The 26,464-nt window shown below is 70.1% G+C and carries 24 protein-coding genes; 5 read left to right on the top strand and 19 right to left on the bottom strand.

The genetic code is table 11. The features are described 5' to 3' along the window. Window positions 1-8: 8 nt before the first annotated feature. Complete coding sequence (locus tag ABEA82_RS00570; RefSeq protein ID WP_345659310.1) at window positions 9-743, bottom strand: bifunctional DNA primase/polymerase; 735 nt, start codon at window positions 741-743, stop codon at window positions 9-11. Window positions 744-953: 210 nt separating this feature from the next. On the opposite strand from ABEA82_RS00570, the gene ABEA82_RS00575 reads away from it, so the two are divergent. Continuing rightward, window positions 954-1,859 carry a glycerophosphodiester phosphodiesterase gene (locus ABEA82_RS00575; protein ID WP_345659311.1) on the top strand — a complete coding sequence of 302 codons (906 nt, stop codon included), beginning with the start codon at window positions 954-956 and terminating at the stop codon, window positions 1,857-1,859. On the opposite strand, the gene ABEA82_RS00580 is transcribed toward ABEA82_RS00575, so the two are convergent. Then, entirely contained in the window at window positions 1,838-2,473 is a 636-nt protein-coding gene (locus ABEA82_RS00580; protein WP_345659312.1) for a TetR/AcrR family transcriptional regulator, read from the bottom strand. The genes ABEA82_RS00575 and ABEA82_RS00580 overlap by 22 nt on opposite strands. A gap of 106 nt (window positions 2,474-2,579) precedes the next feature. On the opposite strand from ABEA82_RS00580, the gene ABEA82_RS00585 reads away from it, so the two are divergent. Then, the gene (locus tag ABEA82_RS00585; RefSeq protein ID WP_345659313.1) at window positions 2,580-2,789 is read left to right on the top strand and encodes a DUF6243 family protein; all 210 of its coding nucleotides are present in this window, start codon (window positions 2,580-2,582) and stop codon (window positions 2,787-2,789) included. Between the two features lie 133 nt (window positions 2,790-2,922). Beyond that, complete coding sequence (locus ABEA82_RS00590) at window positions 2,923-4,287, top strand: S28 family serine protease (RefSeq protein WP_345659314.1); 1,365 nt, start codon at window positions 2,923-2,925, stop codon at window positions 4,285-4,287. Here the strand turns inward: ABEA82_RS00590 and ABEA82_RS00595 are convergent, their stop codons facing one another. Then, window positions 4,288-5,274: a small ribosomal subunit Rsm22 family protein gene (locus tag ABEA82_RS00595; protein WP_345659315.1), complete on the bottom strand. Its 987-nt coding sequence runs from the start codon at window positions 5,272-5,274 to the stop codon at window positions 4,288-4,290. 296 nt (window positions 5,275-5,570) lie between these two features. On the opposite strand from ABEA82_RS00595, the gene ABEA82_RS00600 reads away from it, so the two are divergent. Next, the gene (locus ABEA82_RS00600) at window positions 5,571-6,716 is read left to right on the top strand and encodes a cytochrome P450 family protein (RefSeq protein ID WP_345659316.1); all 1,146 of its coding nucleotides are present in this window, start codon (window positions 5,571-5,573) and stop codon (window positions 6,714-6,716) included. A 146-nt stretch (window positions 6,717-6,862) separates the two neighbouring features. Here ABEA82_RS00600 and ABEA82_RS00605 read toward each other — a convergent pair whose 3' ends face one another. The 4 genes from ABEA82_RS00605 to ABEA82_RS00620 all read right to left on the bottom strand — a co-directional run bounded on the left by ABEA82_RS00605 (window position 6,863) and on the right by ABEA82_RS00620 (window position 12,532). Next, a complete protein-coding gene (locus ABEA82_RS00605) occupies window positions 6,863-7,657 on the bottom strand; it encodes a thioesterase II family protein (RefSeq protein ID WP_345659317.1) in 795 nt (264 codons plus the stop codon). After that, window positions 7,654-9,549: an amino acid adenylation domain-containing protein gene (locus tag ABEA82_RS00610; RefSeq protein ID WP_345659318.1), complete on the bottom strand. Its 1,896-nt coding sequence runs from the start codon at window positions 9,547-9,549 to the stop codon at window positions 7,654-7,656. Before ABEA82_RS00610 ends, ABEA82_RS00605 begins: the two co-directional genes overlap by 4 nt. Next, window positions 9,536-11,383, bottom strand: a complete 1,848-nt coding sequence (locus ABEA82_RS00615) for a cobalamin-dependent protein (RefSeq protein ID WP_345659319.1) — start codon at window positions 11,381-11,383, stop codon at window positions 9,536-9,538. Before ABEA82_RS00615 ends, ABEA82_RS00610 begins: the two co-directional genes overlap by 14 nt. 252 nt (window positions 11,384-11,635) lie before the next feature. Then, entirely contained in the window at window positions 11,636-12,532 is an 897-nt protein-coding gene (locus ABEA82_RS00620; RefSeq protein WP_423659870.1) for a DMT family transporter, read from the bottom strand. Between the two features lie 194 nt (window positions 12,533-12,726). Between ABEA82_RS00620 and ABEA82_RS00625 the strand changes: the two genes are divergently transcribed. Continuing rightward, window positions 12,727-13,179, top strand: a complete 453-nt coding sequence (locus ABEA82_RS00625; protein ID WP_345659321.1) for an Lrp/AsnC family transcriptional regulator — start codon at window positions 12,727-12,729, stop codon at window positions 13,177-13,179. Here the strand turns inward: ABEA82_RS00625 and ABEA82_RS00630 are convergent. The 12 genes from ABEA82_RS00630 to ABEA82_RS00685 all read right to left on the bottom strand — a co-directional run bounded on the left by ABEA82_RS00630 (window position 13,163) and on the right by ABEA82_RS00685 (window position 26,384). Continuing rightward, window positions 13,163-14,239 carry a histidinol-phosphate transaminase gene (locus tag ABEA82_RS00630; protein ID WP_345659322.1) on the bottom strand — a complete coding sequence of 359 codons (1,077 nt, stop codon included), beginning with the start codon at window positions 14,237-14,239 and terminating at the stop codon, window positions 13,163-13,165. The two genes, ABEA82_RS00625 and ABEA82_RS00630, sit on opposite strands and share 17 nt — an antisense overlap. 38 nt (window positions 14,240-14,277) lie before the next feature. Then, window positions 14,278-15,264 carry an ornithine cyclodeaminase family protein gene (locus ABEA82_RS00635; RefSeq protein ID WP_345659323.1) on the bottom strand — a complete coding sequence of 329 codons (987 nt, stop codon included), beginning with the start codon at window positions 15,262-15,264 and terminating at the stop codon, window positions 14,278-14,280. A 16-nt stretch (window positions 15,265-15,280) separates the two neighbouring features. Next, window positions 15,281-15,874, bottom strand: a complete 594-nt coding sequence (locus ABEA82_RS00640) for a prephenate dehydratase domain-containing protein (protein ID WP_345659324.1) — start codon at window positions 15,872-15,874, stop codon at window positions 15,281-15,283. 22 nt (window positions 15,875-15,896) lie between these two features. Beyond that, complete coding sequence (locus ABEA82_RS00645) at window positions 15,897-16,874, bottom strand: branched-chain amino acid transaminase (RefSeq protein WP_345659325.1); 978 nt, start codon at window positions 16,872-16,874, stop codon at window positions 15,897-15,899. Continuing rightward, window positions 16,871-18,295, bottom strand: a complete 1,425-nt coding sequence (locus ABEA82_RS00650; RefSeq protein WP_345659326.1) for a phenylacetate--CoA ligase family protein — start codon at window positions 18,293-18,295, stop codon at window positions 16,871-16,873. Before ABEA82_RS00650 ends, ABEA82_RS00645 begins: the two co-directional genes overlap by 4 nt. 21 nt (window positions 18,296-18,316) lie before the next feature. Further along, complete coding sequence (locus ABEA82_RS00655; RefSeq protein ID WP_345659327.1) at window positions 18,317-18,733, bottom strand: DUF2000 domain-containing protein; 417 nt, start codon at window positions 18,731-18,733, stop codon at window positions 18,317-18,319. 31 nt (window positions 18,734-18,764) lie between these two features. Next, the gene (locus ABEA82_RS00660; RefSeq protein WP_345659328.1) at window positions 18,765-19,058 is read right to left on the bottom strand and encodes a Dabb family protein; all 294 of its coding nucleotides are present in this window, start codon (window positions 19,056-19,058) and stop codon (window positions 18,765-18,767) included. 2 nt (window positions 19,059-19,060) lie between these two features. Beyond that, complete coding sequence (locus ABEA82_RS00665; RefSeq protein WP_345659329.1) at window positions 19,061-19,942, bottom strand: menaquinone biosynthetic enzyme MqnA/MqnD family protein; 882 nt, start codon at window positions 19,940-19,942, stop codon at window positions 19,061-19,063. Next, on the bottom strand, window positions 19,939-20,256 hold the full coding sequence (locus tag ABEA82_RS00670) for a chorismate mutase (RefSeq protein WP_345659330.1): 318 nt from the start codon (window positions 20,254-20,256) through the stop codon (window positions 19,939-19,941). Before ABEA82_RS00670 ends, ABEA82_RS00665 begins: the two co-directional genes overlap by 4 nt. A 402-nt stretch (window positions 20,257-20,658) precedes the next feature. After that, entirely contained in the window at window positions 20,659-23,526 is a 2,868-nt protein-coding gene (locus ABEA82_RS00675) for an AfsR/SARP family transcriptional regulator (protein ID WP_345659331.1), read from the bottom strand. A 435-nt stretch (window positions 23,527-23,961) separates the two neighbouring features. Beyond that, complete coding sequence (locus tag ABEA82_RS00680; RefSeq protein WP_425588460.1) at window positions 23,962-25,128, bottom strand: serine hydrolase domain-containing protein; 1,167 nt, start codon at window positions 25,126-25,128, stop codon at window positions 23,962-23,964. Then, complete coding sequence (locus ABEA82_RS00685) at window positions 25,089-26,384, bottom strand: multidrug effflux MFS transporter (protein WP_345659333.1); 1,296 nt, start codon at window positions 26,382-26,384, stop codon at window positions 25,089-25,091. Before ABEA82_RS00685 ends, ABEA82_RS00680 begins: the two co-directional genes overlap by 40 nt. Window positions 26,385-26,464 lie beyond the last annotated feature (80 nt).

A 26,464-nucleotide genomic window follows, 5' to 3' on the forward strand; every position in this document is an offset into this window, starting at 1 on the left:
GACCCGGCTCAGTGCCGCAGGGGCCAGGCCGCACCCGCGTGGTCGGCCTCCTCGCCCGCGTACCGGGCGCAGGCCTCCGTCAGGGCCTCCAGCAGGCTCAGCGGATCCGGCAGCGGATGCTCCGGCCCCCGTACCCAGCGCACCCCCTGCTCCTCGCCGGGCAGCCGCGCCGGCGGCATCAGGACGTAGGAGCCGCGGCAGTGCCACCGCAGCCCGGGGTGCTCGTCCATCGTCTCGGGGTGGCAGTCCAGTTCGCACGGCCACCACTCGTCCTCGTCCTCGGGCGTACCGCGGGTGAGGGTGAAGAAGAGCAGGCGCCCGTCGTCGCTCTCGGCGACCGGCCCGACCTCGACACCGTCGGCGAGGAGCCGCTCCAAAGCACCGCGACCGGCATCCAGGGGCACGTCGAGGACGTCGTGCACCATGCCGGTCGCGGTGATGAAGTTGGCCTGCGGCTGATGGCGGGCCCAGCGCTCGATCTGGGCGCGGTCGGTGGTGGACTGCGTCTGCCAGGCGAAGGACACCGGATGCCGGGCGGGGGTGGGACAGCCGACCCGCTCGCAGGAGCAGCGGTAGCCGGCCGGGTGCGCGGCGGGCGCGAGGGGCAGCCCCGCGTCGGCGGCGGCGAGCAGCAGGGCCTCACGGTCGCCGTCCCCGGCGGCCTCCTTCGGCCGGCGTCCGGCGCGCAGCCACTGGGTGAGTTTGCCCTGCAGGCCGCTCCGGCCGCCGAACTCCGCGCTCATCTATCCCCTCGCCTCGCCGTCGTGCCGAACAGCATGCCCTATGGTCGCATCTTCCCGCGCACCGGGGGGCCAGTGCCCACATCCGGGGCACGAGGGACGAGACACGTACCAGCGGGGCGAGGCATATGCCGCCGGGGCGAGGCGTACTCCATACCCGGATGGGGTGTCATTGCCTGCTTTGATATGACATGGCGTCCTACCGTGGTCGCCATGCTCACAAGGATCGCGCTGACGGGACTGGCCTCCGCGGCTTCCCTGGTCTCGCTGACCTTCACGGGACCGGCCAGTGGCGCCCTGGCCCCGCTCGAGTGGGGCAGCGGCCCGCTGACGGTGGCGGCGCTGCCGCGGATCACGTACGTCGCCCACCGCGGCGGCGCCCGCGAGGTCCCCGAGAACAGCATGTCGGGACTGATGGCCGCCTACGAGCGCGGTACGGCACAGGTGCTGGACTTCGACACGCGGCTGCTGCGCGACGGCACGCCGGTGGTGTTCCACGACGAGACCCTGAACCGCACCACCTACCTCGGCGGCGAGGTGCGCCGCCTGGACGCCCGGGAGTGGCAGGGCGTACGGCTGCGCCCGAAGGACGCGCTGCCCGGCAGCTGGCGGTCGGAACGGCCACCGACCGTCGCCGAGGTGCTGGATCGATTCGGCGGCCGGATCGTGCTGATGCTGGAGGCGAAGGACCCGCGGAGCCTGCCTCGGCTGGCCGGGCTGATCCGGGCCCGCGGCCTGACCCGCTCGGTCTTCGTGAACTCCAACGACCCCGAGGTGGCCAAGCGTGTCCACCGCCTGGGACTGCTCTCGCAGTTGTGGCGCTCGGCGCAGCAGCTGCGCACCGACCGCCCGGAGCGCTGGCGGTCGTACGTGGACCTGCTGGACGTGGACCACCGGGCGCGCGACGCGGACCTGGTGCGGGCGGTGCGGTCGGGGATCGGGCGGGTGTGGGCGCACACCGTGGTGACGGACGCGCAGCGGAACCGGGTGCTGGCGCTGGGCTGCGACGGAGTCATCACGGACGCGCCGGGACGGCTGGCGCGGGCCGCCCAGCGGGGCGCTCAGCAGGGAGCTCAGCGAGCCGCCCAGCGGGGCGCTCAGCGGGGCGCGAGGCCGTGAAGGGCGTAGTCGACGAGGGTGTCCGTGTACTCGTAGGAGATCGGGCCCGTGTGCTGGAGCCAGCGCTGGGCGAGGGGGGAGATGAAGAACTCCAGGGCGATGCGCGGGTCGATCTCGGGCCGCACCTGGCCGGCGTCCTGAGCGGCGCGCAGCCGGCCGATGTAGAGGTCGAGTGAGGGCTGCATCAGCTTGGCGACGAGCTCGCGCCCGAGCTGCTCGTTGACGACTCCCTCGGCGGCCAGCGCGCGGGACGGCACCTCGAAGCGCGGGTCGCGCAGCTGGTCGACGGTGGCGCGCAGCACGCCCTTGACGTCGGCGGCGAGGTCCCCGGTGTCGGGGAAGACGTACGGCACCGGTCCCGCTTCCCTCATCGACTGCTCCCCCAGGTCGAGGAACGCCTCCATCAGCACGTCCGCCTTCGACGACCACCACCGGTAGATCGTCTGCTTCCCCACGCCGGCGCGGGCGGCGATGCCCTCGACGGTGGTCTTCGGGTAGCCGACCTCCACGACGAGGGCGAGAGCGGCGTCGTAGATGGCGCGGCGCGACTTCTCGCTGCGCCGGGTGGAGTCGGGGGCGGGCTTGGCGGGCTGGGTGGACTTCTGGGCTGCCATGGCTCGAATTTATCAGGTTGACAAGACGGTGCGTCTCGCCGACAGTGAACGGCATGCGCGAGACGAACCGTCTCGTCGCGAGGGAAGGTCAGGGAAGGAGCCCGAGATGACCCGAGGCGGAGCCGGAAACATGCTGGGTGTCGGCGGATCACGCAGGAACCTCGGCCGCGAGGAGCTGCGCGGCGGCGGCCGGGGCGGCCGGATCGGCGGCGGACTCGATCCGCAGGCCCAGAAGCGCGAGCTGCTGCGCAAGCTCCAGGAGAAACGGCAGCAGCAGGAGCGTCAGGAGGGCCGTACGACCGACCGGTCGTCATGAGCCTCCCCCGCACGGGGGAGACCGTCCCCTCGTGCGCGGGATCCTCCCGGGACGTCCGGCGGATGTACTGAAGCGGTCGCGAACCCGCGGCCGGGGACAGGCACACCCGACGGACATCCCGGGAGGACCAATCATGCGCGTGTGGACGAGACGACGGCTGCTCACCTCGGCGGCGACGGCCGTCTCGGCGGCGGGTCTCGCCGCGACGACGGCCCTGCCCGCGCGGGCCGCGGCCGGCGGCACCCCGTCCGGGGACCCCGACATCGCGGCCACCTTGCGAGCCCTGCCCGGTCTGCGGCTGATCGAGGAGCGGCAGGACGCCGAACCCGGGTACCGGCACTTCGTGCTGGGCCTGCGCCAGCCGGTCGACCACACCGACCCCGCCGCCGGCACCTTCGAGCAGCGCCTCACCCTGCTGCACACCGGTGCCGATCGCCCCATGGTGCTCACCACCACGGGCTACCACGCGGTCGTCTCGCCGTGGCGAAGCGAACCGACGATCCTGCTCGGCGCCAACCAGCTCCAGGTGGAACACCGCTACTTCGGCGACTCACGTCCCGCGGGGGCCGGCTACGCCCACCTCACGATCCGTCAGGCCGCCGACGACCACCACCGCGCCGTCCGCCTCTTGCGCGGGCTCTACCCCGGCGCGTGGATCTCCACGGGCAGCAGCAAGGGCGGCATGGCGAGCGTCTACCACCGCCGCTTCCACCCCCACGACGTGGACGGCACGGTGGTCTACTCGGCCCCGAACAACGTCGACGACCGCGAGGACTCGGCCCACCTCCGTTTCCTGGAGACGGTCGGCACCGCCACGGACCGCGAGGCCGTCAAGGCCGCCCAGCGGCGGATGCTGCTGCACCGGGCCGAGATGGTCGCCCGCTACGAGGCCTGGGCGGCGGCGAACGACGACACCTTCCGCATCATCGGCAGCGCCGACCAGGCATTCGAGATCGCCGTGCTGCGGGTGCTGTTCATGTTCTGGCAACGCAGCACACCGGCCGACGCCGCCGCGATACCCGGCCCGGACGCGACGACCGACGAGCTGTACACGTGGCTGGACGACTGGGCGGGGCTGTCCCTGTACGCCGACAAGGCGGCCCAGCGGTACGTCCCGTACTGGTACCAGATCGGCACGCAGCTCGGGTACGGCGACGTCCCCACGGACCATCTGAAGGACCTGCTGCGCCACTCCGGCGGCATCGCGGCGCGCAACTTCGTCCCCCGGGACATCCCCATGGTCTTCGACCGGGACGCCATGCCGGACATCGACCGCTGGGTCCGCCGGCGCGGCAGCCGGCTGCTGTTCGTCAACGGGACCCAGGACCCGTCCGTGGCCGAGTACTTCCACCCCGGCGGCCGCGACTCGCGGGTCCTGTGGGTGCCGGACGGCAATCACAGTGTCGACATCGCGAACCTGTCCCCCGCCGACCGGGCGTCCGCGCAGGACGCTCTGCACCGCTGGGCCGGCCAGGAGGTGCCTGCCAGGAACTCCTGATCAGGGCGCCGGCGGCCAGGCGTCGCCCCAGTCCGCGTCCCGTGCCGCCTTGTAGAGGTCGCCGTGGCGTTTGGTGACGGTGGTGCGGCGCAGTGAGGGGTCGGTCTCGCACAGGTCGAGGAGGACCTGGCCCTTGCGGATCTGCGGGCGCCGGACGACGCGGGAGGGCGCCGGAGAGACGGGGAACCGCGTGGCGGCGACGTAGCTGAACTTCTCGTCCTCGTACGGAAGGGAGCCGCCCTTGACCTGGCGGTGCAGGGAGGAACGGCTGACCCGGGCGGAGAAGTGGCACCAGTCCGTGCCGGGGGCGATGGGGCAGGCGGCGCTGTGCGGGCAGGGGGCGGCGACGTGGAAGCCGGCGCTGATCAGGCGGTCGCGGGCCTCGATCACGCGGGCGTAGCCGTCGGGAGTGCCGGGTTCGACGATCACCACGGCCTGAGCCGCGCCCGCGGCGGCGTCCACGAGGGCGGTGCGGTCGGGGGCGGCCAGCTCGTTGAGGACGTAGGAGACGGTGACGAGGTCGGTGCTCTCCAGGGTGAGCGCCGCTCCGATCCGGGAGCGCTGCCACCGTACGTCCCGCAGCGCCGGGTCGGCCGCGGCGATCTCCCGTCCGAGCGCGAGCGCGGGCTCGGCCCAGTCGAGCACGGTGACGGGCCGCTCCCCCTCCCAGGTGGCGCTGACGGCCCAGGCGGCCGCCCCCGTGCCGCCGCCGACGTCCAGATGCCCGCCGGGCACCCACTCCGGCACGGCCGCCGCGAACGCCGCGAGCGCCGACCGGACCGCCTCGAAGGTCGCCGGCATCCGGTAGGCGGCGTAGGCGGCCACGTCGGCCCGGTCGCGGAGGATGGGGGCGTCGGTCGGGGTGGCCCCGCGGTAGTTGGCGATCAGCCGCTCGACGGCCTGCGAGGCCTGCCGGGGCGGGAGCCCGTCGAGCAGGCCGGCGAGGGCGGCGCGGAGGGTCTCGTCGGTGCGTACGGGGGCGTTCACCCGGCGATTCTACGAGGGGCCGGGGACGGAGCCGCCGGCCGTGGGAGGGTCGTCGTCCTCGCCAGGGTCACCGACGGGCCGTCACGAAATATGCCGAATGGAACTCGACGGTTAACCAGCAATAGCTTTCCCGTGCTGCGCTCAGGAATTGAGCGGCATTACCCGCGGCAACTCCATCCGTATCCCTTGAGGACAAAGGCGCTCTTGGTTAGGCTGCCGACATGGTGAATACTGGGGGGAAAGCGCCGCTCACGACCGAGCGGCTCGGCGATTCATTTTTCCAGGATCCTCAGAGCTTGTTCGCACGGCTGCGCTCGTCGGCGCCGGTGACTCCGGTCATCACGCCCGAGGGCGTGCGGGCCTGGCTCGTCACACGGTACGAGGACGTGCGCGCCGCGCTGGCCGACCCCCGGTTGGCCAAGGACTGGGTGACGCACATGACGCCCGAGGATTTCGACATCAACGTCGACCCCGTGCAGGCGTACCTCGATCAGCACATGCTGAACCTCGATCCGCCCGACCACACCCGGCTGCGCCGCCTGGTGGTGAAGGCGTTCACGCCGCGCCGGGTGGCCTCCCTGCGGCCACGGATCTCGGACGTCACGGGCGAGTTGCTGGACACGATGGCGGCCGGCCCCGCCGAGACGGACCTGATCGAGGCGTTCGCGTTCCCGCTGTCGGTGACCGTGATCTGTGAACTGATGGGCATCCCGGTCGCCGACCGGAAGTCGTTCCGCGAGTGGTCGGGGACGCTGCTGTCCTCGCGAGGGACACGCGAGGAGGCCCGATCCGCCGCCGTCGCCATGCACGCGTACTTCACGCACTTGGTCGCGGAGCGCCGGGAGGCGCCGGCGGACGACCTGCTCTCCGCACTGATCGCGGCCCGGGACTCGGGTGACTCGCTGTCGGAGAACGAACTGCTCTCCATGATGTTCCTGCTGCTCGTCGCCGGGCACGAGACGATGCTGAACCTCATCGCCGGCGGGGTGCTGGCGCTGCTGACGCATCCGGCCGAGCTGAAGCGGCTGCGAGAGGATCCCACGCTGCTGCCTTCGGCGGTCGAGGAGTTGCTGCGGTACGCGAACCCGCTGAACCACGCGACCGAACGGTTCACGCTGGAGCCGGTGACCATCGGCGGCACCGTCATTCCCGCGAAGGAATGGGTCATGCTCGCGACGGCGTCGGCGAACCGGGACCCCTCGCGGTTCCGCGACGCCGACCGCCTGGACGTGGGCCGGGACACCTCGGGCCACGTGGGGTTCGGGCACGGGATCCACTACTGCCTCGGCGCGCCGCTGGCACGGCTGGAGGGCGAGATCGCGTTCGGCATGCTGCTGTCCCGGTTCCCCGAGCTGGCACTGGCCGTGCCCGAGTCGTCGCTGCGGTGGCGGCCCTCCAGCCTCGTCCACGGGCTGGAGGTCCTGCCCGTCCGACTGCGCTGACCCGCGTCTCCTCCGGTAGCCCGTACACGCGCAGGCTGATACTCGGGACCACCCGAGTATCAGCCTGGACGCGCAGAATTCCGAGTATCAGTCAGACCCCCGCACACGGCGGTTATCAGACACCGCGCGAATTTCTCGTGACCGCGCTATTCCGTGCTTTTCGGTGCCGTCGGGACGCGCTCCCCGAGCCGCTCCCTGATGACCGCCAGAACTTGGTCCGGCGCCGCGTGATGGTAGAAATGGCCGCCGTCGAACACCTCGAGATGGAAGTCGGCCGACGTCAGTTCCTTCCAGGCCCCGAGCAGGTCCAGGCCGACGCCGGGATCGCGCCGGCCGCCCATCGCCGTGATCGGCACGGGGAGCGGACTCCGGCGGTGGCTGTACGTCTCCCAGACCTCGAGGTCCGCGCGGAACAAGGGAAGCAGGAGCTGCACCAGCTCCGGCTGGGCGAGTACGTCCGGTGAGGTCCCTTCCAGTTTCGCGATGACCGTCACCAGCTCGTCGTCCGGCAGGTCGCACAGGCGTGGCCCCGTGGGCGGTATGTGCGGTGCCCCCAGCCCCGAGACGAACAGGTGTCTGGGGGGCTTTCCGAGCGCGGACAGCACGTGCGCCAGTTCGTAGCAGAGCAGGGCGCCCATGCTGTGCCCGAACAGGGCGAAGTCCCCTCCGGCGCGGCGTGCGACAGGCCCTTCCAGCGCGGCGACGAGCTCGACGGCGGAATGGAGCGCCGGCTCGCCGTGGCGGCTCTCGCGTCCCGGCGGCTGCACGGGTATCGCCTCGATGCCCGGGGCCAGCAGCACGGGCCAGTCCCGGTAGACCGACGCGCCCGCCCCGGCGTGGGGCAGGCAGAACAGCTGGATCGCGTCCGCGTCCAGTGCCGGCGCGGGAGTGGCCTCCGGCCGGCAGGGAGGGAACCACGGCATGTCGGTCGTCTCGGTCATGGACGCCCTTCCCCGGGCTGGGCGACCGCCTCGTCCGCGGGTGCGGCGGAGGCCGAGGGGCCCGCGGCGCGGATGTACCGGGCGATGCCGCGTGCCGTCGGGTCCTCGAAGAAGTCGGCCAGCGTCATGGTGACGCCGTAGCGGCGGCCGACCTGAGTGAGCAGCCGGATCGCCAGCATGGACTGCCCACCCCCCTCGAAGAAGTTCTCCTCACGACCGAAGCTGGGCACGTCCAGCAGTCGCCCGATGATGGCCGTGATCTCGTCTTCGAGCGTCTCAGGAGCCGCTGCGCCGGCGTCGTCGTCCGCCGGCGGCGAGGAGACCGCCGGGGAGGGCAGCTGTGCCCGGTCGACCTTCATGTTGCTGTTCTTCGGCAGTTCCGGGAGGCAGATCAGCCGGGACGGGACCATGTATTCGGGCAGCCGGTCACGAAGGAACGCCTTGAGGTCGTCCGTCTGCGGGGAGGCTGCTCCGGCTCCCGCGTAGTAGCTGACGAGCGTCTTGTCGCCGGACTGGGTGTCGGCGTCGGCGATGGTCACCGCCTCCCTGACCCCGGGATGTTGCAGCAGCGTCGCATCGACCTCGCTCAGCTCGACCCGGAAGCCCCGGATCTTGACCTGGAAGTCGGAACGGCCGAGGAAGTCCAGCGAGCCGTCCGGCAACGCGCAGACGAGATCTCCCGTCGCGTACATGCGCGCACCCGGCTCTTGCGCGAAGGGGTCGGGAAGGAACCGCTCCTCCGTCAGCTCCGGTCGGCCGAGGTACCCGCGTGCGACACCGTCACCGCCGATGAAGAGCTGGCCCGGCACCCCGGCCGGCTGAGGTCGCATTTCGTCGTCGAGCACGTAGCAGGTCGTGTGCGAGATGGGGCGGCCTACCGGGACGCGCAACGTGCCGGCGGGCAGCGGGGTGACCCGGTGTGCGGTGGCGAGGGTCGTGCACTCGGCCGGGCCGTAACCGTTGAGCAGGGTGCAACCCGGCAGTGCCGCCACGGAGTTGGCCTGGCTGACACCCATGACGTCACCGCCGACCAGGATCTGGGAAACCGTGGCGAACGTCGAAGGGTCGTCCGCCGCAAGCTGGTTGAACAGCGGTGTCGGGATCACCATGGTGTCGATGTGACGCTCGCGCAGAGCGGGCCCCAGCCGACCCGGCGAGAGAAGGGTGTCACGGTCGAATCCGACCAGTTCCGCCCCGTTCAGAAACGCGCCCCACACCTCGATCGTGGCAGCGTCGAAGGCGGCGTTGGAGACCTGCGCGACCCGGTCCCCCGGCGCGAAGGTGAGGTAGTCGACGTTGCGCGTGCGCTGCACCACGTTGCGGTGCGTGACGCAGATGCCTTTCGGCGTACCGGTCGAGCCCGAGGTGTACACCACGTAGGCCAGGTCCTCGGGGTCGCCGCCCGTGTGGAGCCGGACGTCATGCTCGGCCCCGTCCCGCTCGGCGGCCTCGAGGTGCGCCGCGACCGGGACCACGGGTATGCCGAGGCCGCTCGGATCGTCCTCGCCCGCCTCCGTCAGCAGCGCCACGGGCCCGGCCTCCTCCAGGATCGTGCGCAGCCGGGTGGTCGGCTGGGCGGGATCCAGGGCCAGATAGGCCCCGCCGGCCTTGACGGTGGCCAGCATGCCCACGGGGACGCCGAGGCTCCGGTCGGCGAGGATCGTGACCAGTCGGTCGGTCCCCACGCCGAGTTCGCGCAGCCGGGAGGCGAGTGAGTCGGTCACCCTGTCGAGCTGCCGGTAGGTCAGCGTCACGGGGCCGTAGGTCACGGCGGGTGCATCGGGACGGCGAGCGACGTGCTCGGCGAAAAGGTCGCACAGCGAGCGGTCACGGTCCGACGGAGCGAGAGTCGCCGTGTCGGCCCCCTCGATCGTCACTTCAGACTGCGGCATGTGCGTCAAGTCCTTTCTCCTCGGACGACGGCGAGACCGGCTGCCACAACGGCAGGACGTTCCCGACCTTCTCGATCATTCCGTGACAGTAAGAGCCGCTGTGGTCACGGCTCTGCGTCGGCATGAAGGGGTACTGAAGCCGTTTGTGCTCAACCGTGTAGATGCCGTCCTCCGGCGTCGCCGGCAGGTGGACCGCGTCGGCCAGTTCCGTCAGGTGTTCCGCCGGCACCTGCACCGTGTAGCTGCGAGGACCGCGTTCCAGGACGCGGAGCGCCTGGAATTCCTCCCCGTGCACGTCCATGGGCGTATTGCTGTACATGTAGGGGCGGTTCACCTGGTCGATCTCGAACAAGGCTCGCGCCTTGCTGTCATCCCACCAGTCCTGGCTCTGCGCGAAGCGGCGCACATGACGGGCGGAGACTTCCCGGTGCTCGTGCAGCACGGAATGGATGAAGAGACCGTAGTTGTTCACGTCGTAATAGTCGGCGTCCCGGACGGAGCGTTCTATGTACGACAGGATGGGGTCGTCCTCTCCTTGCCGGCGCAGGAAATCGGCGAAGGCGGAGAAGATGTCCTGGTACTTCATCCCCTTCTCCCGCACCAGGTAGCGGCTCACCGTCCGGAGGCTGTGCGTGTTGTGCAGCGCGTGGAAGGCATAGAAGTAGTACATGCCCTCCTCGAAGTCCTCCACGGTGGCCTCTTTGGTGCCGATGACGATCCGGGCCTCCGCGACGTCCCCTCCGGCCGGCCGGGTCACGATCCCCATGGTGTCGGCGCTGTGGTAAATGGGGGTGTTGTTGAGCAGCAGGTGCGGGTAGGCGATCACGGTCTGCGCCTCGTTCTCGCACAGCGTGGCGATGCCGCGCTTGAAGGAGTCGAGGGTTTCCCCCGGCAGCGGCCAGATGAGTTCGATGAAGGAGCTGATCCGCTTCTCCCGCAGGTCCTCCTGGATCGCGGAGAATGCGCTCAGCTTGATGTTCGAGCGGGCGATCAGATCAAGGCTGGTCGGCTCGAGGGTCTGCAGCGACACCGGCTGGGAGGCGATGAGGTTCGCGTCCTGGAAGATGCCGGTGATCTTCGTGACCGCCTGCGGCTTGTTCTTCGCCGCGGAGAAGTAGACGACGTTCGGCGCCCCGTGCTCGGTCGCGCAGTCGGTGATGTGACGGGAGATGTCGACGTCCCGGCTCAGCATTCCCCAGTTCGCGTCGGCGATGAAGAGGAAAAGGATCTCGTTCTTGGCGACCCACTTGATTTCCTCACGGACCCGGTCCTCGTCGAAGCGGTACACGCGGTCGTTCGTCGCGGCACCCCAGAAACAGAACCCGCAGTGGTAGGGGCAGCCCCGGTTCGTCTCCAGGATGGCGATGCTGTAGTGGGAGTCGAAGATTCCGTTCAGGAACGGTGAGGGAATGTCGTTCAGACTGCTGATGCGCGGCTGTTTCGCGGTCGTCACCAACTCGCCGTCGCGGTAGAAGCTGAGGCCACCGACCTCCTCGAACCGCGGACTCGACTCGGTCAGCGCGCGAAGGTACTGCGAGAAGGTGATCTCCCCTTCTCCGTTGCAGATGACCGTCTTCTCGTCGGTCCTGCTCAGATAGCGCTGGGCCTGCGACATCACCTGCGGGCCGCCGAGGATGATCTGCGCCTGCGGCCGCGCCTGCCTGATCGCCTCCACCACGGCCCTCACCAGGCCCATGTTCCATACGTAGCAGCTGATCGCGTACACATCCGCCGCCGCCCCGATGAGGTCCCTGACGACATCGGCCCGGGGCGTCCTGGCGACGGTCGAGTACCGCTCGAACCGGTACTCGCTGCGAATCACCGAATCCGTCATGGCATACGCCTGAAGGTAACCGGAGGCCAGTGGTGTCATCCGCTCGAAGACGGAAAGTTCGACTAACAGGACCTTCTTCACATCGCTCACCCTTTCAAGAGGTGGGAAGCACCCGGCGAGTGACGCCGACGGCAACCTCGTGACGAGCAGCCGGCGCCGCTCCGGCGCCGGCTGGAAAGCATGTTCGGTGGGCCTCTCCGAACCCGGTGCGTCGCCGGAGCCGCCTCGGCGGGGAAGTGGTCCGCGGACCGTTCAGACGCGCTTGGCGACCGGGGCCGGCTGGACAACCACGGGCTTCTCCACGGTCGTTCGGCGCTCGACGACTCCCAGCGCCACACCGGCGATGATGATGGCGCCGCCGAAGGCCTGCGGGAGCCGGACCGTCTCTCCGTTGATCAGAACGGCTCCGAGCACGCCGAACACCGGCACCAGGTTGAGGATGTTGACCGCGACGCTCGACGTCATGCGGCGCAGGCCGTAGTTGTACAGAAGGAAGCCGCCGACGGAACACGCCACGGCCAGATAGGCGAGAAGGAGCCAGGCGGTCCCGCTCGGCGCCTGCCACTCCCCCAGCTCCAGGCACGAGGCGAGCAGGAACCCGGCAGCGCCCGCCACGGTCTGGTAGTAGGTGAGGTTCATCGAGTCCTGCCCGCGGCCGGCGTACTTGGCCAGCACGTTGTACCCGGCCCACACCAGTCCGCCGAGCAGCAGCAGGACATCGCCGAACCAGCGCTCGCTGCCTCCGACCTCCGCTCCGTTGCGGACGACCAGGAAGGCACCCACGGTGGCGAGCAGCACACCGCCGACCCGGAGCAGCGGCATCCTGGCCCGGAAGACCACGAGCTCCAGGAGCATGGTCATCAGCGGGTAGGTGGCCACGATGAGGGAGGCGTCGGAAGCTGTCGACAGCTCGACACCGATGTTCTCCAGCACGAAGTACGCGGTGATGCCGAGCAGGCCGCTCAGGTAGATCATGCGCCGCTGCCGGGCGTCCGGCCGCGCTGCCGGATTGCGGCGCATGCGCACCATGACCGCGAGCAGTCCCGCGGCGATCGTGAACCGGATGGCCCCGATGGTCAGCGGCCCGACATCCGCCAGCACCTGCTTGGTCACCGCATAAGAGCTGCTCCAGAAGAGCGCGGCAGCCACGACGGCACAGATTGCCCAGCCCCTTCCCCTCCGCTCGTCCACCGTCGATCTCCCCTTCCGCTCCTGCTCCCCGGCTCCGCCAGACCGTAGAGAAACGAATCATGAACGGAGTGATGGCTGTCAGGTTAGCAATCGCACAGGGAATTATGCATACTGGCCGAATATAATTCGGCAGGGATGGAGTGTGACAGAACATGGACGAACTTGATTCGGCGCTGCTGCGGCTTCTCCAGCAAGACGGTCGGCGCACCAACCGGGACCTCGCACAGGAGTTGAGGATCGCGCCCTCGACCTGCCTGGAGCGGGTGCGCTCCCTGCGGGAGCGCGGTCTGCTGCTCGGATTCCACGCCGAGGTGGATCTCGCCTCACTGGGCCGGGGGTTGCAGGCCATCATCGCCGTGCGGGTGCGACCTCCGACTCGTGCGGTCATCGAGCAGTTCCAGGCCTTCGTGGCGCGGATGCCTGAGGTGATCTCGGTTTTCGTGCTGACGGGCACCGACGACTTCCTCCTCCATGTGGCGGTTCGCGACACGGACCATCTGCACTCGGTGGTCCTGGACAAGCTGACCGAACGACAAGAACTCGCGGACGTACGCACCTCGGTGGTCTACGGGCACCTGCGGAAGACCGTCATCGACCCGATCTGAGGTCCGCCAGGGTCGAGATCAGCAGATCGTTCGCCTCCGGGCTGCCGACCGTGATCCGCAGCCCCGTGCCGGAGAAGGTGCGCACCAGCAGCCCGCGCTGCTCGAGGGCAGCAGCGACCCGGTCGGAGTCGTCGCCGAGCGGCATCCAGAGGAAGTTGGTCTCGCTGGACGGGACGCTCCAGCCCTGTCGGCCGAGGGCCTCCCGCAGCCGCTCCCGCTCGGCGATGATCCGGCCCACCTGCTCCAGCAGTTCGTCCTCCGCGTTCAGCGCGGCCAGGGCCGCCTGTTCCGCGATCCGGCTCACCCCGCACGGCACGGCGCACTTGCGCATCGCCTCGGCGATCCGGGGGTGGGCCACGCCGTAGCCGACCCGCAGCCCGGCCAGCCCGTAGGCCTTCGAAAAGGTGCGCAGCACCACCAGGTTGGGCCGGTCACGATGGAGGTCCACCCCGTCCGGCCGGTCGGGGCCCCGGTAGAACTCGAAGTAGGCCTCGTCCAGCACCACCAGGACGTGGCTCGGCACCCGGTCCAGGAAGCGCTTGAGCTCGGCGGCGCCGACGGCGGTGCCCGTGGGGTTGTTGGGCTCGCACAACAGCACCATGGTGGTCCGCGGTGTGAGTGCCGCGGCCATGGCGTCCAGGTCATGGGTCTCGCCGGTGAGCGGCACCTCGACCGGAACGGCGCCGGCCATCCGCACGACGATCGGAAACGCCTCGAACGAGGGCCAGGCGTAGACGACTTCGTCGCCCGGCGAGAGCATGGCCTGCCCGATCTGCTGGTAGATGCCGACCGATCCGGGACCGGTGACCACGTGTGCGTGCGGCACGTCCAGCTTGCGGGCGAGGGCGTCCGTGAGCTGGTCGGGGAAGATCCCCGGGTAGAGGTTGGTCCGCGACGCGGCCCAGGAGATGGTCGCGAGGGCGGAGGGCAGCGGCGGACAGGGGTTCTCGTTGAGGAAGAGCCGGTACGACGTGCCCGCGGCCGGCGGTTGCGGCGGCTTGGGCACGTAGGCCGGGATGCCGTCGAGCACGGCGCGCGGCGCGGGCGGCTGAGCACTCACTGCGGTCGTTCTCCTCTGTTGTGTCCTGGGTGTACCGGTCAGTCGAGTGCGAAGGTGCGGCCCAGCCCGCGGGCTGCGGCCTCCTCGGCGACGGCGAAGCCGGACATGATGTCCTGGACGCCGAGGCCCAGCGACTTGAAGACGGTGATCTCGGTCTCCTCCCGGCGTCCGGCATGGGTTCCGAGAAGCACTTCGCCCAGCTCGGCCTGGATGTGGTCGGGCCCGACGAGGCCCTCGGTGAGCGGCGCGCGCAGGTCACCGGACTCGGCGAGGGCCGATTCCCGGCTGTCGACGAAGAAGGAAGCGCCCGCCACGGCCCGGGAGGACAGTTCGCGGTGGTCGACGAAGGAAGCGCCGACGGCGTTGACGTGCGCTCCGGGTGCCAGGTCCCCGGCCTGGACGACGGGCTCCCTGGCCGCCGTCGTGGTGCACACCAGGTCGGCCCCGGCCAGCGCCGCCGACGGGGTGCTCACGGTCTCCACCTCGAGGTCGAGCTCCGCCGCCGCCCAGGTACGGAAGGCCTCGGCGTTCTCCGCGGTACGGCTCCACACCCGGACCCGGCGCAGCGACCTGACCAGCCGCATGGCCTCCAGGTGGCTCCGGGCCTGCACCCCGGAGCCGAGCACGGCGAGGTCCCCGGCGTCCGGCCGCGCCAGCGCCTCGGTGGCGACGGCGGACACGGCGGCGGTGCGCACGGCGGTCACCGCGCCCGCGTCCATCAGCGCCAGCGGAGCGCCGGTCTCCGGGTCGAAGACCAGGACGACACCGATGTGCAGTTCGAGACCACGGGACGGGTTCTCGGGCTTGAGCACCATGGCCTTCAGGCCGTACCCGGCCAGCTCGTCGCCGCCGACGAACCCGGGCATGGTGCCCAGCAGACCGGTGTCCTTCTCGGGACGGAGGATGGTCCGCAGCGGCAGGTCCACCTGTCCGCTGCTGTACCGGCGCATGGCCTCCGCCATCACCGGCACGGCCCGCTTCACCGGGTAGAGCTCACGCACCGTGGCACGGTCGATCAGGAGCATGGGTCACCTGTTTCTTTCAGGAGTCCGTACCGGCGAGGGTGAAGACCGACCACAGCATGCGGATGGGCCGGGTACGGGAGATGAATTCCAGCGCGTGGGCCTTGGCCGCCGGCCGCGTGGTGAGCGCCAGATCGGTCTCCCTGCTGCTGGCCTTGCGGGCTGCCGCGCTGGTGGAGGTCGCGTAGGTGATCTCCGCCACCGAGTACTCACGCGGGAGGAGTTCCGCGACCAGCGGGACCGGCGCCGGGTGGGTGGCGATCCGGGCGGCGGCGGGCACGCGGTGCCCCGGCGAGACGGCGATGCCGTAGTCCGGGGTGTCGAAGAGGAACGCTCCGGCGAACCGCAGCGACGGGTCCATGTAGAAGCTGTGCACCGAGGCGTACGCGTTGGCGATCACGACATGACTGACGGCGCCCTCGCGCAGTGCCGTGCCGGCCTCCTCGTAGGTGTCGTAGAGCCGGATCCCGGGCGGGCCCCCCCGCCCTCGATCCGCCCAGAAGTACAGCGCCGCCTGTTCACTGCTGGTGCCGGCGGGGCCGAGCGTGCCGATGGTCTCGATCGGCGGCCCCGAGGTGAGGGCGGTGTCTATCCATCCTGCTGGCTGAACCATGTCTCCCCCTTGAAGCAGACGCTCAGTCCGTGGCGGAGCCGACGGGCTGGAGCCAGTGCTGATATCGCTGGTCCTTGCCGCGGACGACCTCGGAGTACGCGGTCGTCAAGGCGGTGGTGAGAGGTCCGGGGACGCCGTCCCCGACCGGGCGGCCACCGATCTCGGTCACCGGTACGATCTCCGCGCCCGTGCCGGTGAGGAACACTTCCTCGGCGTCGCACAGGTCGTCGCGGCCGAGATCGTGGAAGGCGGTGTCGACGTCCAGCAGGTCGGCCGCGAGGGTGACCACCGTGTCCCTGGTGATGCCCTCGAGCAGATCGGCGGTGACCGGCGGTGTGACCAGCCGGCCGCGGACGACGGCGAACACGTTGGAGGTGCTGGCCTCGGCCACCTGGCCACGGCTGTTGAGCAGGATGGCGTCGTCGTATCCGGCGGCACGTGCCTCGTCCACGGCGAGCGCGTTGTTGACGTAGCCGCCGGTGACCTTCGCCCGGACCGGGAGCACAGCGGACTGCGGCCTGCGCCAGGAGCTGATCGCGACGCGGATCCCACCGCGGTCGCTGTACGAACCCATGCGGAACGCGTTGATCGACAGCGCGTCCGAGACTCCGGTGAGCTGCACGCCGGGTGGCGTCCCGGGCAGCAGCGCGCGCTTGTACGCCAGCGGACGGACGTACATGTCGGTGGTCGCGCCGGTCCGGCGCAGCAGCTCCGCCGTCACCTCGCACAGGTGCTCCGCGTCCAGCCCGACGTCGATGCGCAGGGTCCGCGCACTCCTGAGGAAGCGCAGATAGTGGTCGTGCCCGCGGAAGACGGCCAGACCGCCGTCCGCCTGTACATAGGCGCGGATTCCCTCGAAGACGCCCGTGCCGTACTGGAGAGCCTGCGTGCTGACCGGCACCTGGGCCTGCTCCAGCGGGACGAACTGGCCGTCGTGGTAGGCCAGGGCGGCGATGACGGGCGTCGTCGCGCCCGGTTCAGCTGCTACGGCGCTGGTCACTGGGCCCTCCCGCCGGCGACGGCGAGAGCGGCTGTGCGCTCCTCGTCCGGAGCCGAGCCGCGCCGGTCCTCGACCCGGGCGGCCTTCCAGCTGACCATGGCGCCGGTCGTGGTGACGCCGCCGAGCGGGCCGTACGCGAACCGGACCTGGACGCCGAGCCGCTCGCGCACCGCCCGGGCGATGGCCGCCTCGTCGATACGCACGCCTTCGTCGTCGGGGGGCGTCTCGAGGTGGAGCGTCAGTTCGTCCTGACCGTCCACCGCGTCGATGACGATCTGGTAGTCGAGGTAGCCCCGGGGGTGGGTCAGCAGCAGTTCCTCGAGGTCGTAGCCGCTGATCCGCTCACCGCCGATGGACAGGGTGTCGCGGGTCCGGCCGAGGACCTCCAGGGTGGGCGCGGGCAGGGTGCGGCCCGCGGCGGCAGGGCCCAGCCGGACCAGGTCCCCCGTGCGGTAGCGGACCAGAGGCTTGCTGCCCTGGTAGAGGGAGGTGACGACGAGTTCGCCGGTGCGTACCCCGTCGGGCCCCGGTTCGACCGCACGTGTGGTGTCCGGGTCTATCACCTCGTACAGGTTGAGCAGCGGAGCCGTGTACAGAGCGCCGTCGGCGCCGGCCGCACCCATCACGGACGCTTCCTGCGAGGCGTACAGGGCGTTGTAGACCTTGGCGCCCCACACCTCGCCGATGTTCTCCAGGAGGCTGCGAGAGGCGAGTTCCCCCGTGCACATCACCACGTCGAGGCGGAAGTCCCGCCGCGGGTGGAGGCCGGCGGCGTACGCCTTCTTCGCCAGGGACAACGCCATCCCGGGCGTGCTGAACAGACCGGTGGCCGGAAGGACGCGCAGGGTCTCGAGCGCGCGGTCGTACCCGACCATCGGCGAGTGCGGCCACATCTTGGCGACCGCGTGACCCAGGTTGCGGCAGACGTCACCGAAGGTGTCCCCGAAGGCATGCAGCTCGGTCGGCCCCGAGACGCCGATCACCTGCTCGTCGCCGAACTGCCGGAAGATCGTGTCGTAGTACACCGTCAGCGCCGTGTTGTTGTGCAGCGAGTCGGTGTTGCTGCGCGGGCAGGGCGTGCTCCGGCCGGTGGTACCGGTGGTCTCGTAGAAGATCCACGCCTTTGACAGCGGCAGCGAGAGCACGTTCTCGAACTCGCGTCGCAGGTCGTCCTTGGTCGTGAACGGTACGGAGGCCAGGTGCTCGGGAGCCAGGGACGTGAGGGCGCCGGGGTCCACGGAGGCCAGGTGCCGCGCGTAGAACGGTGACTTCTCCTTCACGTACGCCACCGTGCGGCGGAACTCCTGGAGTTGGTGGTCGGCCAGGGCCGCGTCGGTCCACCGGCCCGCGGTGAACGCCTGGTGCCGGTCGCGTATCTCTCGTGCGAGCTGGGCGAGTTCTTCGTTGAAGACGGTGAACATGGTTCCCTCGTGTCGGTTGCGTCAGCGGTACAACGGCAGGCTGCCGGTGAGCTTGTTCACCGCGCTCTTGCTGCCGCAGACGGCGACTCCGATGTACGGCAGGTCGGCGGTGGCCAGTTCGGCCGTCCGTCGGGTGTACTCGTCGTAGCTCCTTGACGACTGCGCGACCGCGGTGAAGTCGACCACGAAGACGTCGGGCAGGTCGGCCGCCTTCAGCACGATGTCCCGCAGGTCCGTCGCCTCGCCCTTCAGGATGGGCAACGGGATCGCCGTGACGCCCGTGTGTGCCTGGCCGTCGGCGTCCTTGACGGCGTCGCCGACGATTCCCTCCACAAAGCGTCCGACGGACATCGAGAGTGCCGCCACCGTGTTCATCGCGAGCCCGGCCGCGAGGTCTCGCTCAATGACAAAGGCACACTTCTCGTACTTCGCACTCACCGCTGGTCCTTGCCCTTCTGTTGTTCTCTCGTCATTCCTCGAGATCGGCGATGACCCAGTCGCTGATCTCTCTCCACAGTCGGATCGCTTCCTGGTGGAACGGGTGCACCAAATAGCGCTCCAGCGCCTCTTCGTCGCCCAGCAGACCGATCGCTGCGAAATCGTAGGCAATGGGCCGGCCGGATATGTTGCGGCCGACGCTCCATTCATGGAGTTCCGGCACCTCGCTGCCCACCTTGGCAGCGACGCGTTCGGCTTCCTGCGCCCTGGGGTCGTCCCAGGAGACTCCCGGCTTGAACTTGAAAAGAACGATGTGCCGAATCATGTTCATCCTCCAAGAGCGGGTGCGTGGACGGGGACGCGCGCGGAGACGGGTCCGGGAACCTCACCGCGCGCGGCGGCGCGTGCGGCGAACTCCTGGATCGCGGCCAGCTGGCGTTCCCCGAGCGAGTAGTCCAGAGCCCGGTAGTAGTCGAGCAGCACAGGCGTCCCGAGGGCGCCGGCCCGGCCGCTGCGTGCCTCGCGAGCCGCCGCGGCCGCCACCTCCTCGGGGTGCGACCGGGCTCGCCCGACCGCGTCCAGGAGCGCGGCCCGCACCTCGCGCACCACGTCCGGCCGGGCCTGAGCGAACTCACGGCGCGCCGCCCAGACGGCGAAGACCATGGGCAGGCCCGTCCAGTTCCGCCACATCGCGCCGGTGTCGTGCACGGTGAGGCCGCGCGGCACGTCGGCCTGCAGTCGCAGGGCGTCGTCGCCGATGACCACGGCGGCCCGGGCCGTCTTCAGCATCCCTTCCACGTCCTGGCGCAGGGTGCGGTACACGGGGCGCACACCGATCGCGTCCTCGAGCAGCATCCTGGCCAGCAGGGTGGTGCTGCGACTGGCGTCGGAGAGCGCGACCTCGCGCCCGTCCAGGTCTTCGAGCGGGTCGCGCGAGACGATGTGGCACGAGCGCACCGGACCGTCGCTGCTGATCCCGAGGCCGGGCAGCACATACAGGTCGTCGGCGTGGCGCAGATACCTGACGAGACTGATCGGGCTGATGTCCAGATCACCCGACAGCAGGCGTGCGGCCAGTCGTTCGGGTGCCGCGGAGACCAGGTCGACATCGTGTACGGCTCCGCTGTCCGCCAGACCCCAGCGGATCGGCGCGCAGTTGAGGAAGGAGATGTCGCCGAGGCGTGCCGTCAGCGTCCCGCACGCCGTCACCGGGCCCCCTGCGGGCCGCCGCCCGCCCCGGGCTCAGCCGTGGTGACCCGGCCCCGGCACAAACTCAGAATGTTCAGGGCAAGAGCGGTCCCCCTCGCACCCAGTCCGGTCGCGTAACGGTCGAGGATGCGTTCCTCCCGAGAGAGAACGGTCCGTGTCCCGCCCTCACTCATGCGCTTCTGCTGAATCTGGAGCGATATGGCCTGGCGACGCTGGATGATCTCTATGATCTGCAGGTCAAGAGCGTCGATCGCCTCGCGAGCGCTGTCGATGTGAAAGTCTGTTTGAACTGCGACGTTCTCGTACTGCTCCATGGCAACCTTTTCTGTCCGGTATGGACGAACGAAGAAGCTATTTCGCGAAAGTAATAGGGACGCTCAGGCCGGACATGCGCGGTTAACGCACGCCACCATACCGGTTTTTGATCTGTTCATCTCCCCCGTGCTTTCGCTGCCTTCCACACGTTGCTGCGTCAGTGAAACCCGCCGCTGTCCGTAATCATTTCCGATTTCGGCTGCGGGCGGCAAGGGCGTTCCTCAACGATGTTCCACACCCTTGAAACCCTGCCTGACCTGCGGGTTTTCATGGACATCTGACGGAAATCGAAGGGAAAGACCCGACCGCTAGAATGCACGGGGAAACCTGCCGAGGACTCCCTCCGAGAAGTCCGCTCGGACGGTCGGCGCCGTGCCCCTGAGACGGGGCGCCGGGCCCGGTCACAACACCAGGGGATAGCGCGGGCCCGCCTTCGGGCCGAGCGCCTTGGCCGCGAGGGGGGAGCCCGTGCCGGCCACCGCGGCCGCCGCCCGGGCGCGCAGGTCGGCCGCCTCGGTGGGGTCCCCGCCCTGCTGGTCGATCACTCCCGCCACCGCGTGCAGGCAACGCGCGTAGCGAACCGGCGTGCCGAGGTCACGGTAGAGCGACGCGGCGTCGAGCAGCAGTTCCTCGGCCCTGTCCAGCCTGCCCTCGTGCCAGAAGGCGACGGCCAGACAGAACATGCTGAGCGCCTCGAGCAGTGGGTCGCCCACCGCACGCGCCGACTCCAGGCACGTACCGAGGAGTCGGCGGCCCTCGGCCCTCTGGCCACGCTCGAGCGCGACGACACCGAGACCGCACTGGGCGTAGCCGATGCCGAAGACGTCGCCGAGAGCCTCCGCCAGCTCCTGCCCCCGGGCATACTCGGCCTCCGCCTCGTCCAGCCTGCGCCGTGCCCGCAGCAGATCGGCCAGGGCCAGCCGCACTTGACCGGCCGAGCGGCCCGCGAAGCTCCGGGTGACCTCCTCGGCCTGTCTCAGATACGGCTCGGCGCCCTCTCGGTCGTGAAGTTCGAGCAGCGTCAGACCGAGCCAGCGCAGCACCTGGGCCCGGGCCTGGAGGTCCCCGTGTGCGCTGAACACGGGCAGACTTTCCCGCCAGCGCTCCAGCGCCTGCTCGTAACGGCCCACGATCCGGTCCACGCAGGCCGCCTTGCGCAGCGCGAGTGCGGCACCGTATTCCTCCCCCACCTCGATGAACGCCGTGTGCGCCCGCTCCAGAAGGACTGCCGCCCGCCCGTAGTCGCGCTTGTCGAGGTACAGGTCGCCCAGGCCGAGAAGGAGCGCGGCCTCGCCCTTTCTGTCGCCGGCCCTGCGGACGGCGGCCAGCGCGTGCTGATGGGTCGCCAGCCAGTCGTCGTAGTGCGCGCGCGTGCTGAACAGGCAGCGGCACACGGCGGCGAGGTCCCAGGCGACGTCGTGGAATCCGTAACCGGCGGCTTGCCGCACCATGGTGGTCAGGGTGGTGCGCTCCACCTCGGACCAGCGCAGGGGATCGACGTCCTCGTGCTTGGCGAAGCCGCACTCGCTCCCGGGGACGGCCGCACCGCTGCGTACGACGGTGTAGTCACCGCCGCAGACCGTGCGGTGCGCCACATCGGCCCGGGCGAGAGCCGCGCGGGCGGTGCGGGCGACCGCGTCGCGGCGCTGGGACTCCGGTTCGCCGTCGGCCCGTTCGGAGCCGAACAGCCGGACCAGGTCGTGGAGGCGGTAGCGGAGCTGGCCCGCCCGGTCCCGCCCCATCACCTCGATGAGCCGGGCGTCCACCAGCTCCTCGACCAGGTTCTCGGCCTCGCTCCAGTCCAGGCCCACCAGATGCCGGGCGAACCAGTCCGCGAAGTCGGGCGCGGCGAGCACCGACAGACGGCGCAGGAGCAGCTGGGCGTCGGCGCTGATGCCGTTGTAGGAGAGCTCGAAGGTACTGCGGACGGTCAGGCTGTCGTGCTCCAGTTCGTCGAGCCTGCGCCTCTCGTCGGCGAGCCGCTGCGCGGCCCGGTGCATCGTCCAGTGCGGTTTGGCGGCGAGCTTGGCGCCGACGATGCCCACCGCGAGCGGCAGGTGGCCGCAGTACTCGACCAGTTGGCGGGCGGCACCCTGCTCGGCGGCCGACCGCTCGCGCCCGGCGCTGCGGTACAGCAGTTCCAGGGCTTGTTCCATGGGGAGCCCGCCCAGTTCCACGACCTGCGCGGAGAAGGACGAGGCGACCCTGGACCGACTGGTGACGATGACGGCACACCGGTCCGTTCCGGGCAGCAGGGGGCGGATCCCATTGGCTTCGGAGGCATTGTCCAGAATGATGAGAACGCGCTTGTCCGTCAGCAGCGCCCGGAATTTCTCGGCACGCTGGTCCAGCCCGTCAGGAATGTCGGGTCCCGGTATTCCCATCTCCCGGAGAAATCGAGCGAGGGCCTCCTCCGGCATGACCGGGTCCTTGTCGAGCCCGCGCAGATCGATATAGAGCTGACCGTCCGGGAAGTTGACTCGCTGCCGATGCCCGACATGAATGGCAAGGGTCGTCTTGCCCGTGCCGCCCGCGCCCACCAATTCAACGATAGGAACGTTTCTGCCCTTGGGTTTCAGAGATTCGACCAGGTTGGCCATCTCCTGGTCCCGGCCGACGAATTCACCGATGTCGCTGGGGAGCAGACACGGCCCGACGGGGGACGGCGCCGGAGACGGCGACGGGGCGGGGGACGGCGACAGCGTCGCGGGCGCGGCATGCGAAATGTGCGCCGTGTTCGCGGTGTGCGCGGTGAGCGCGCTCTCGGAGCCGGGCGGCAGGGCTCCCTTGAGGATTTCCTGGTGCAGTTGCTGGAGTTCGGCGCCAGGCGCTATGCCGAGCGCCTCGTCGAGCAGACGGCAGGTGTCACGGTACAGGCGGAGCGCGTCCGCCTGCCGGCCCGACCGGTACAAGGCGGTCATGAGCTGGGCCCGCGGCCTCTCCAGGAACGGACGCTCCGGCAGGAAGGCCGACAGCTCGGCGATCACCGACTCGTACTGCCCGAGCTCGAGTTGCAGTTCCGCCTTCTTGACCTGCAGCGCCGCCTGCGTCTCTTCCCATACTCGGGCCTCGGCGCGCCAGGCCTGCCGGGTGATGCCCGCGAGCAGCGGGCCGCGCCACTGCCCGAGCGCCCGCTCGAGGCAGGAGACCGCCTCGGCGTAGTCCCGGGCGGCTGTGAACTCGTCGGCCTCCGCTTTGAGGTTCTGGACACGCTGCGTGTCCAGCTCGGCCTCCTTCATGGTCAGGAGGTAACCGGGCGGCTGCGTCACGATCAGGTCACCGACGGTCCGTGTCCGCTGAAACCTGCCGCGGAGCTTGGAGATGCAGACGGCGATCTGATTTGCGGGATCGGCCGGTAATCGCCCCTCCCAGATACTGTGCGCCAGCTCTTCCACGGATACAATGCGGTCCGGCTTCAGCAATAGCGTTCCCAGAGTGACCTGAAGCCGCGGCGCGGTCAGCTGTAGCCGTTTACCGCCCGCCCATATTTCCAGTGGACCCAATACCCGGAACCGCAGCTTATCGACACGCGACGACAGCACGCGGCCACCCCCCGCCAGTACTTCAATCCCCGTGAACCATCGTAGCTCACATTACACAACCACCAGGTAATGACTACGCCCTGTCCACATGGAGAGACGCAGAATTAGCCTTCTTAGCGGGAGGTGTCGCGGGAAGTGGCGCGGACCTGATCGAGGGCTCTCTCACATCCCCCGCACCGCCCGAGCCACCCTCGACCCCGCCGCGGCCCGGGGCTCGTTGTCCGGGCGTCTGCGGCGGGGATGGACCGCGTTCGTCAGAAGGATCAGGAACGTGTCCGTCGCCGGGTCGAGGACGAGGGACGTACCCGTGAAGCCCGTGTGGCCCGCCGCGCCGCGACCGGCGAGGTCGCCCATGAACCACGGCTGGTCCAGGGAGAAGCCGAGGCCGGGCGGGGTGAACAGCAGCTCGACGAAGTCCGGGCCGAGGATGCGGGCGGGCCCGTGGGAGCCTCCGGCGAGCAGGGTGCGGCAGAACACCGCGAGGTCCCGGCCCGTCGAGAACAGGCCCGCGTGGCCCGCCACGCCCCCGAGCGCCCACGCGTTCTCGTCGTGCACCTCGCCCCGCAGCATCCCCCGGTCCGCCTTGGCCCAGGGCCGCCGCTGGTCTTCTGTCGCCGCCGCCCCGGGGCACGGCCCGAACTCCGTCGCCGTCATACCGAGCGGCCGGGTGATGCCGTCGCGCACGAGGACGTCGAGGGTGCGGCCGGTGACGCGTTCCAGGACGTGCTGGAGGAGGATCATGTTCAGGTCGGAGTAACGGTACGTGCCCGGCGCCCCGACCGGGGGCTCCGACTGGAGCATGGCCAGCCTCGCCGCGGCGTCGGGGCAGTCGTACAGCGGGAGTTCGGGGCGCAGTCCCGAGGTGTGCGTGAGCAGGTGCCGCACGGTGACGCCGTGCCGGGCGGCGGCCGTGAAGTCGGGCAGGTAGGCGCCCACCTTCGCGTCGATGCCCAGGGTGCCGCGCTCCAGCTGCTGGACGGCGGCGACGGAGGTGAACAGCTTCGTGAGGGACGCCAGGTCGAAGGGTGTGCCGACGGTCATGGGGACGCGGTCCTCGACGGGCAGTTCCACACCGGCGTCGGTGTCCTCGTCGTAGGCGGAGTACCGCACGGCCCAGCCCGCCGCCTCCTCGACGGCGATCACCGGGCCGCGTCCCACGACCAGGACCGCGCCCGGCGCCCAGGGGCGGGTGCCGGTGGTGAGGACGTGGACCTCCCGGACGAGGTGACGCAGCTCCGCCGGATCGAGTCCGGCCCGTTCCGGTGTGCCGTCGCGCAGTCTCGGTGCGCTCAGCTGTCCACTCCCTCCACGCTCGCGCGGGCCTGCCACGGTCGGCACATTCCCATGAAGCACGCCAGTGCCACCAGCGCGGCGGCCAGTTGGACGACGGCCATCGGGACGGCGGTGCCCTCGCCTGCGACGCCGACGAGCGGGGAGGCGATCGCGCCGATGAGGAACGACGACGTGCCGAGCAGGGCGGACGCGGAGCCGGCGTTGTGCTTGGTGCGCATCAGGGCGAGGGCCTGCGTGTTGGGCAGGGTGATGCCCATCGCCGACATCAGGACGAACAGCGCGACGGCCACGGGCGTGAGACCGACCTCACCGAACACGCCCGTGGACATCAGGAGCAGCGCGATCGCGGCGGTGATGACGATCGTCAGGCCGATCCCCAGCACCCGGTCCAGGCTGACCCGGCCGACCAGGATCTTGCCGTTGATCTGGCCGACGAGGACGAGCCCGACCGAGTTGACGCCGAACAGCAGGCTGAACGTCTGCGGGGAGGCTCCGTAGATCTCCTGGATGACGAACGGGGACGCGGAGATGTAGGCGAACAGCGCGGCGAAGGCGAAGCCGCCGGTGAGCATGTAGCCGGCGAAGGAGCGGTCGGCGAGCAGGCCGCGCATCGCGCGCAGGGCCTCGCCGACGCCGCCGCTGTGGCGCTCGGCGGGCGGCAGCGTCTCGGGCAGCTTCGTCCAGGCCAGGGCCCCCATCGCGAGGCCGATGAAGGTGAGGACGACGAACACGCCCCGCCAGTCCGTGACGCGCAGGATCTGCCCGCCGATCAGCGGCGCGACGATCGGGGCGACGCCGGAGATCAGCATGAGGGTGGAGAAGAAGCGGGCCATGGCCATGCCGTCGTAGAGGTCGCGGACCACGGCCCGGGCGATGACGATCGCGGCGGCACCGGCGAGTCCCTGCGCCAGCCGGAAGGCGACCAGGAGTTCGACGGTGGGCGCGAGGGCGCACAGGACGGTGGCGACGACGAAGACGCCGAGCCCGGCGAGCAGTGGGCGGCGGCGGCCCCAGCGGTCGCTCATCGGCCCGACGACGAGCTGGCCGAGGGCCATGCCGGCCAGGCAGGCGGTGAGGGTGAGCTGGACGGTCGCGGCGGGGGCGTGCAGGGAGCGGGTGACCTCCGGCAGCGACGGGAGGTACATGTCCATCGCCAGCGGGGGTACGGCCGTCAGGCCGCCGAGGAGAAAGGTGACGAGGAGCCCGGTGCGGTGCGGTGCGCGGACGGGCCGCTCCGCCCCGGCCGCGGTCCCCTGTGTGGTGTTCGATATGGACGCCCCACCCTCGGGCATGAGTCCCTCCCTGTTCGATTCGATCGCACCTATGCTCTCAGCTCGTACGGACTGCTCGGGGTCACAAGGTGAAGGCGGGA

The organism is Streptomyces venetus, assembly GCF_039540295.1.
Classification (GTDB): domain Bacteria; phylum Actinomycetota; class Actinomycetes; order Streptomycetales; family Streptomycetaceae; genus Streptomyces; species Streptomyces venetus.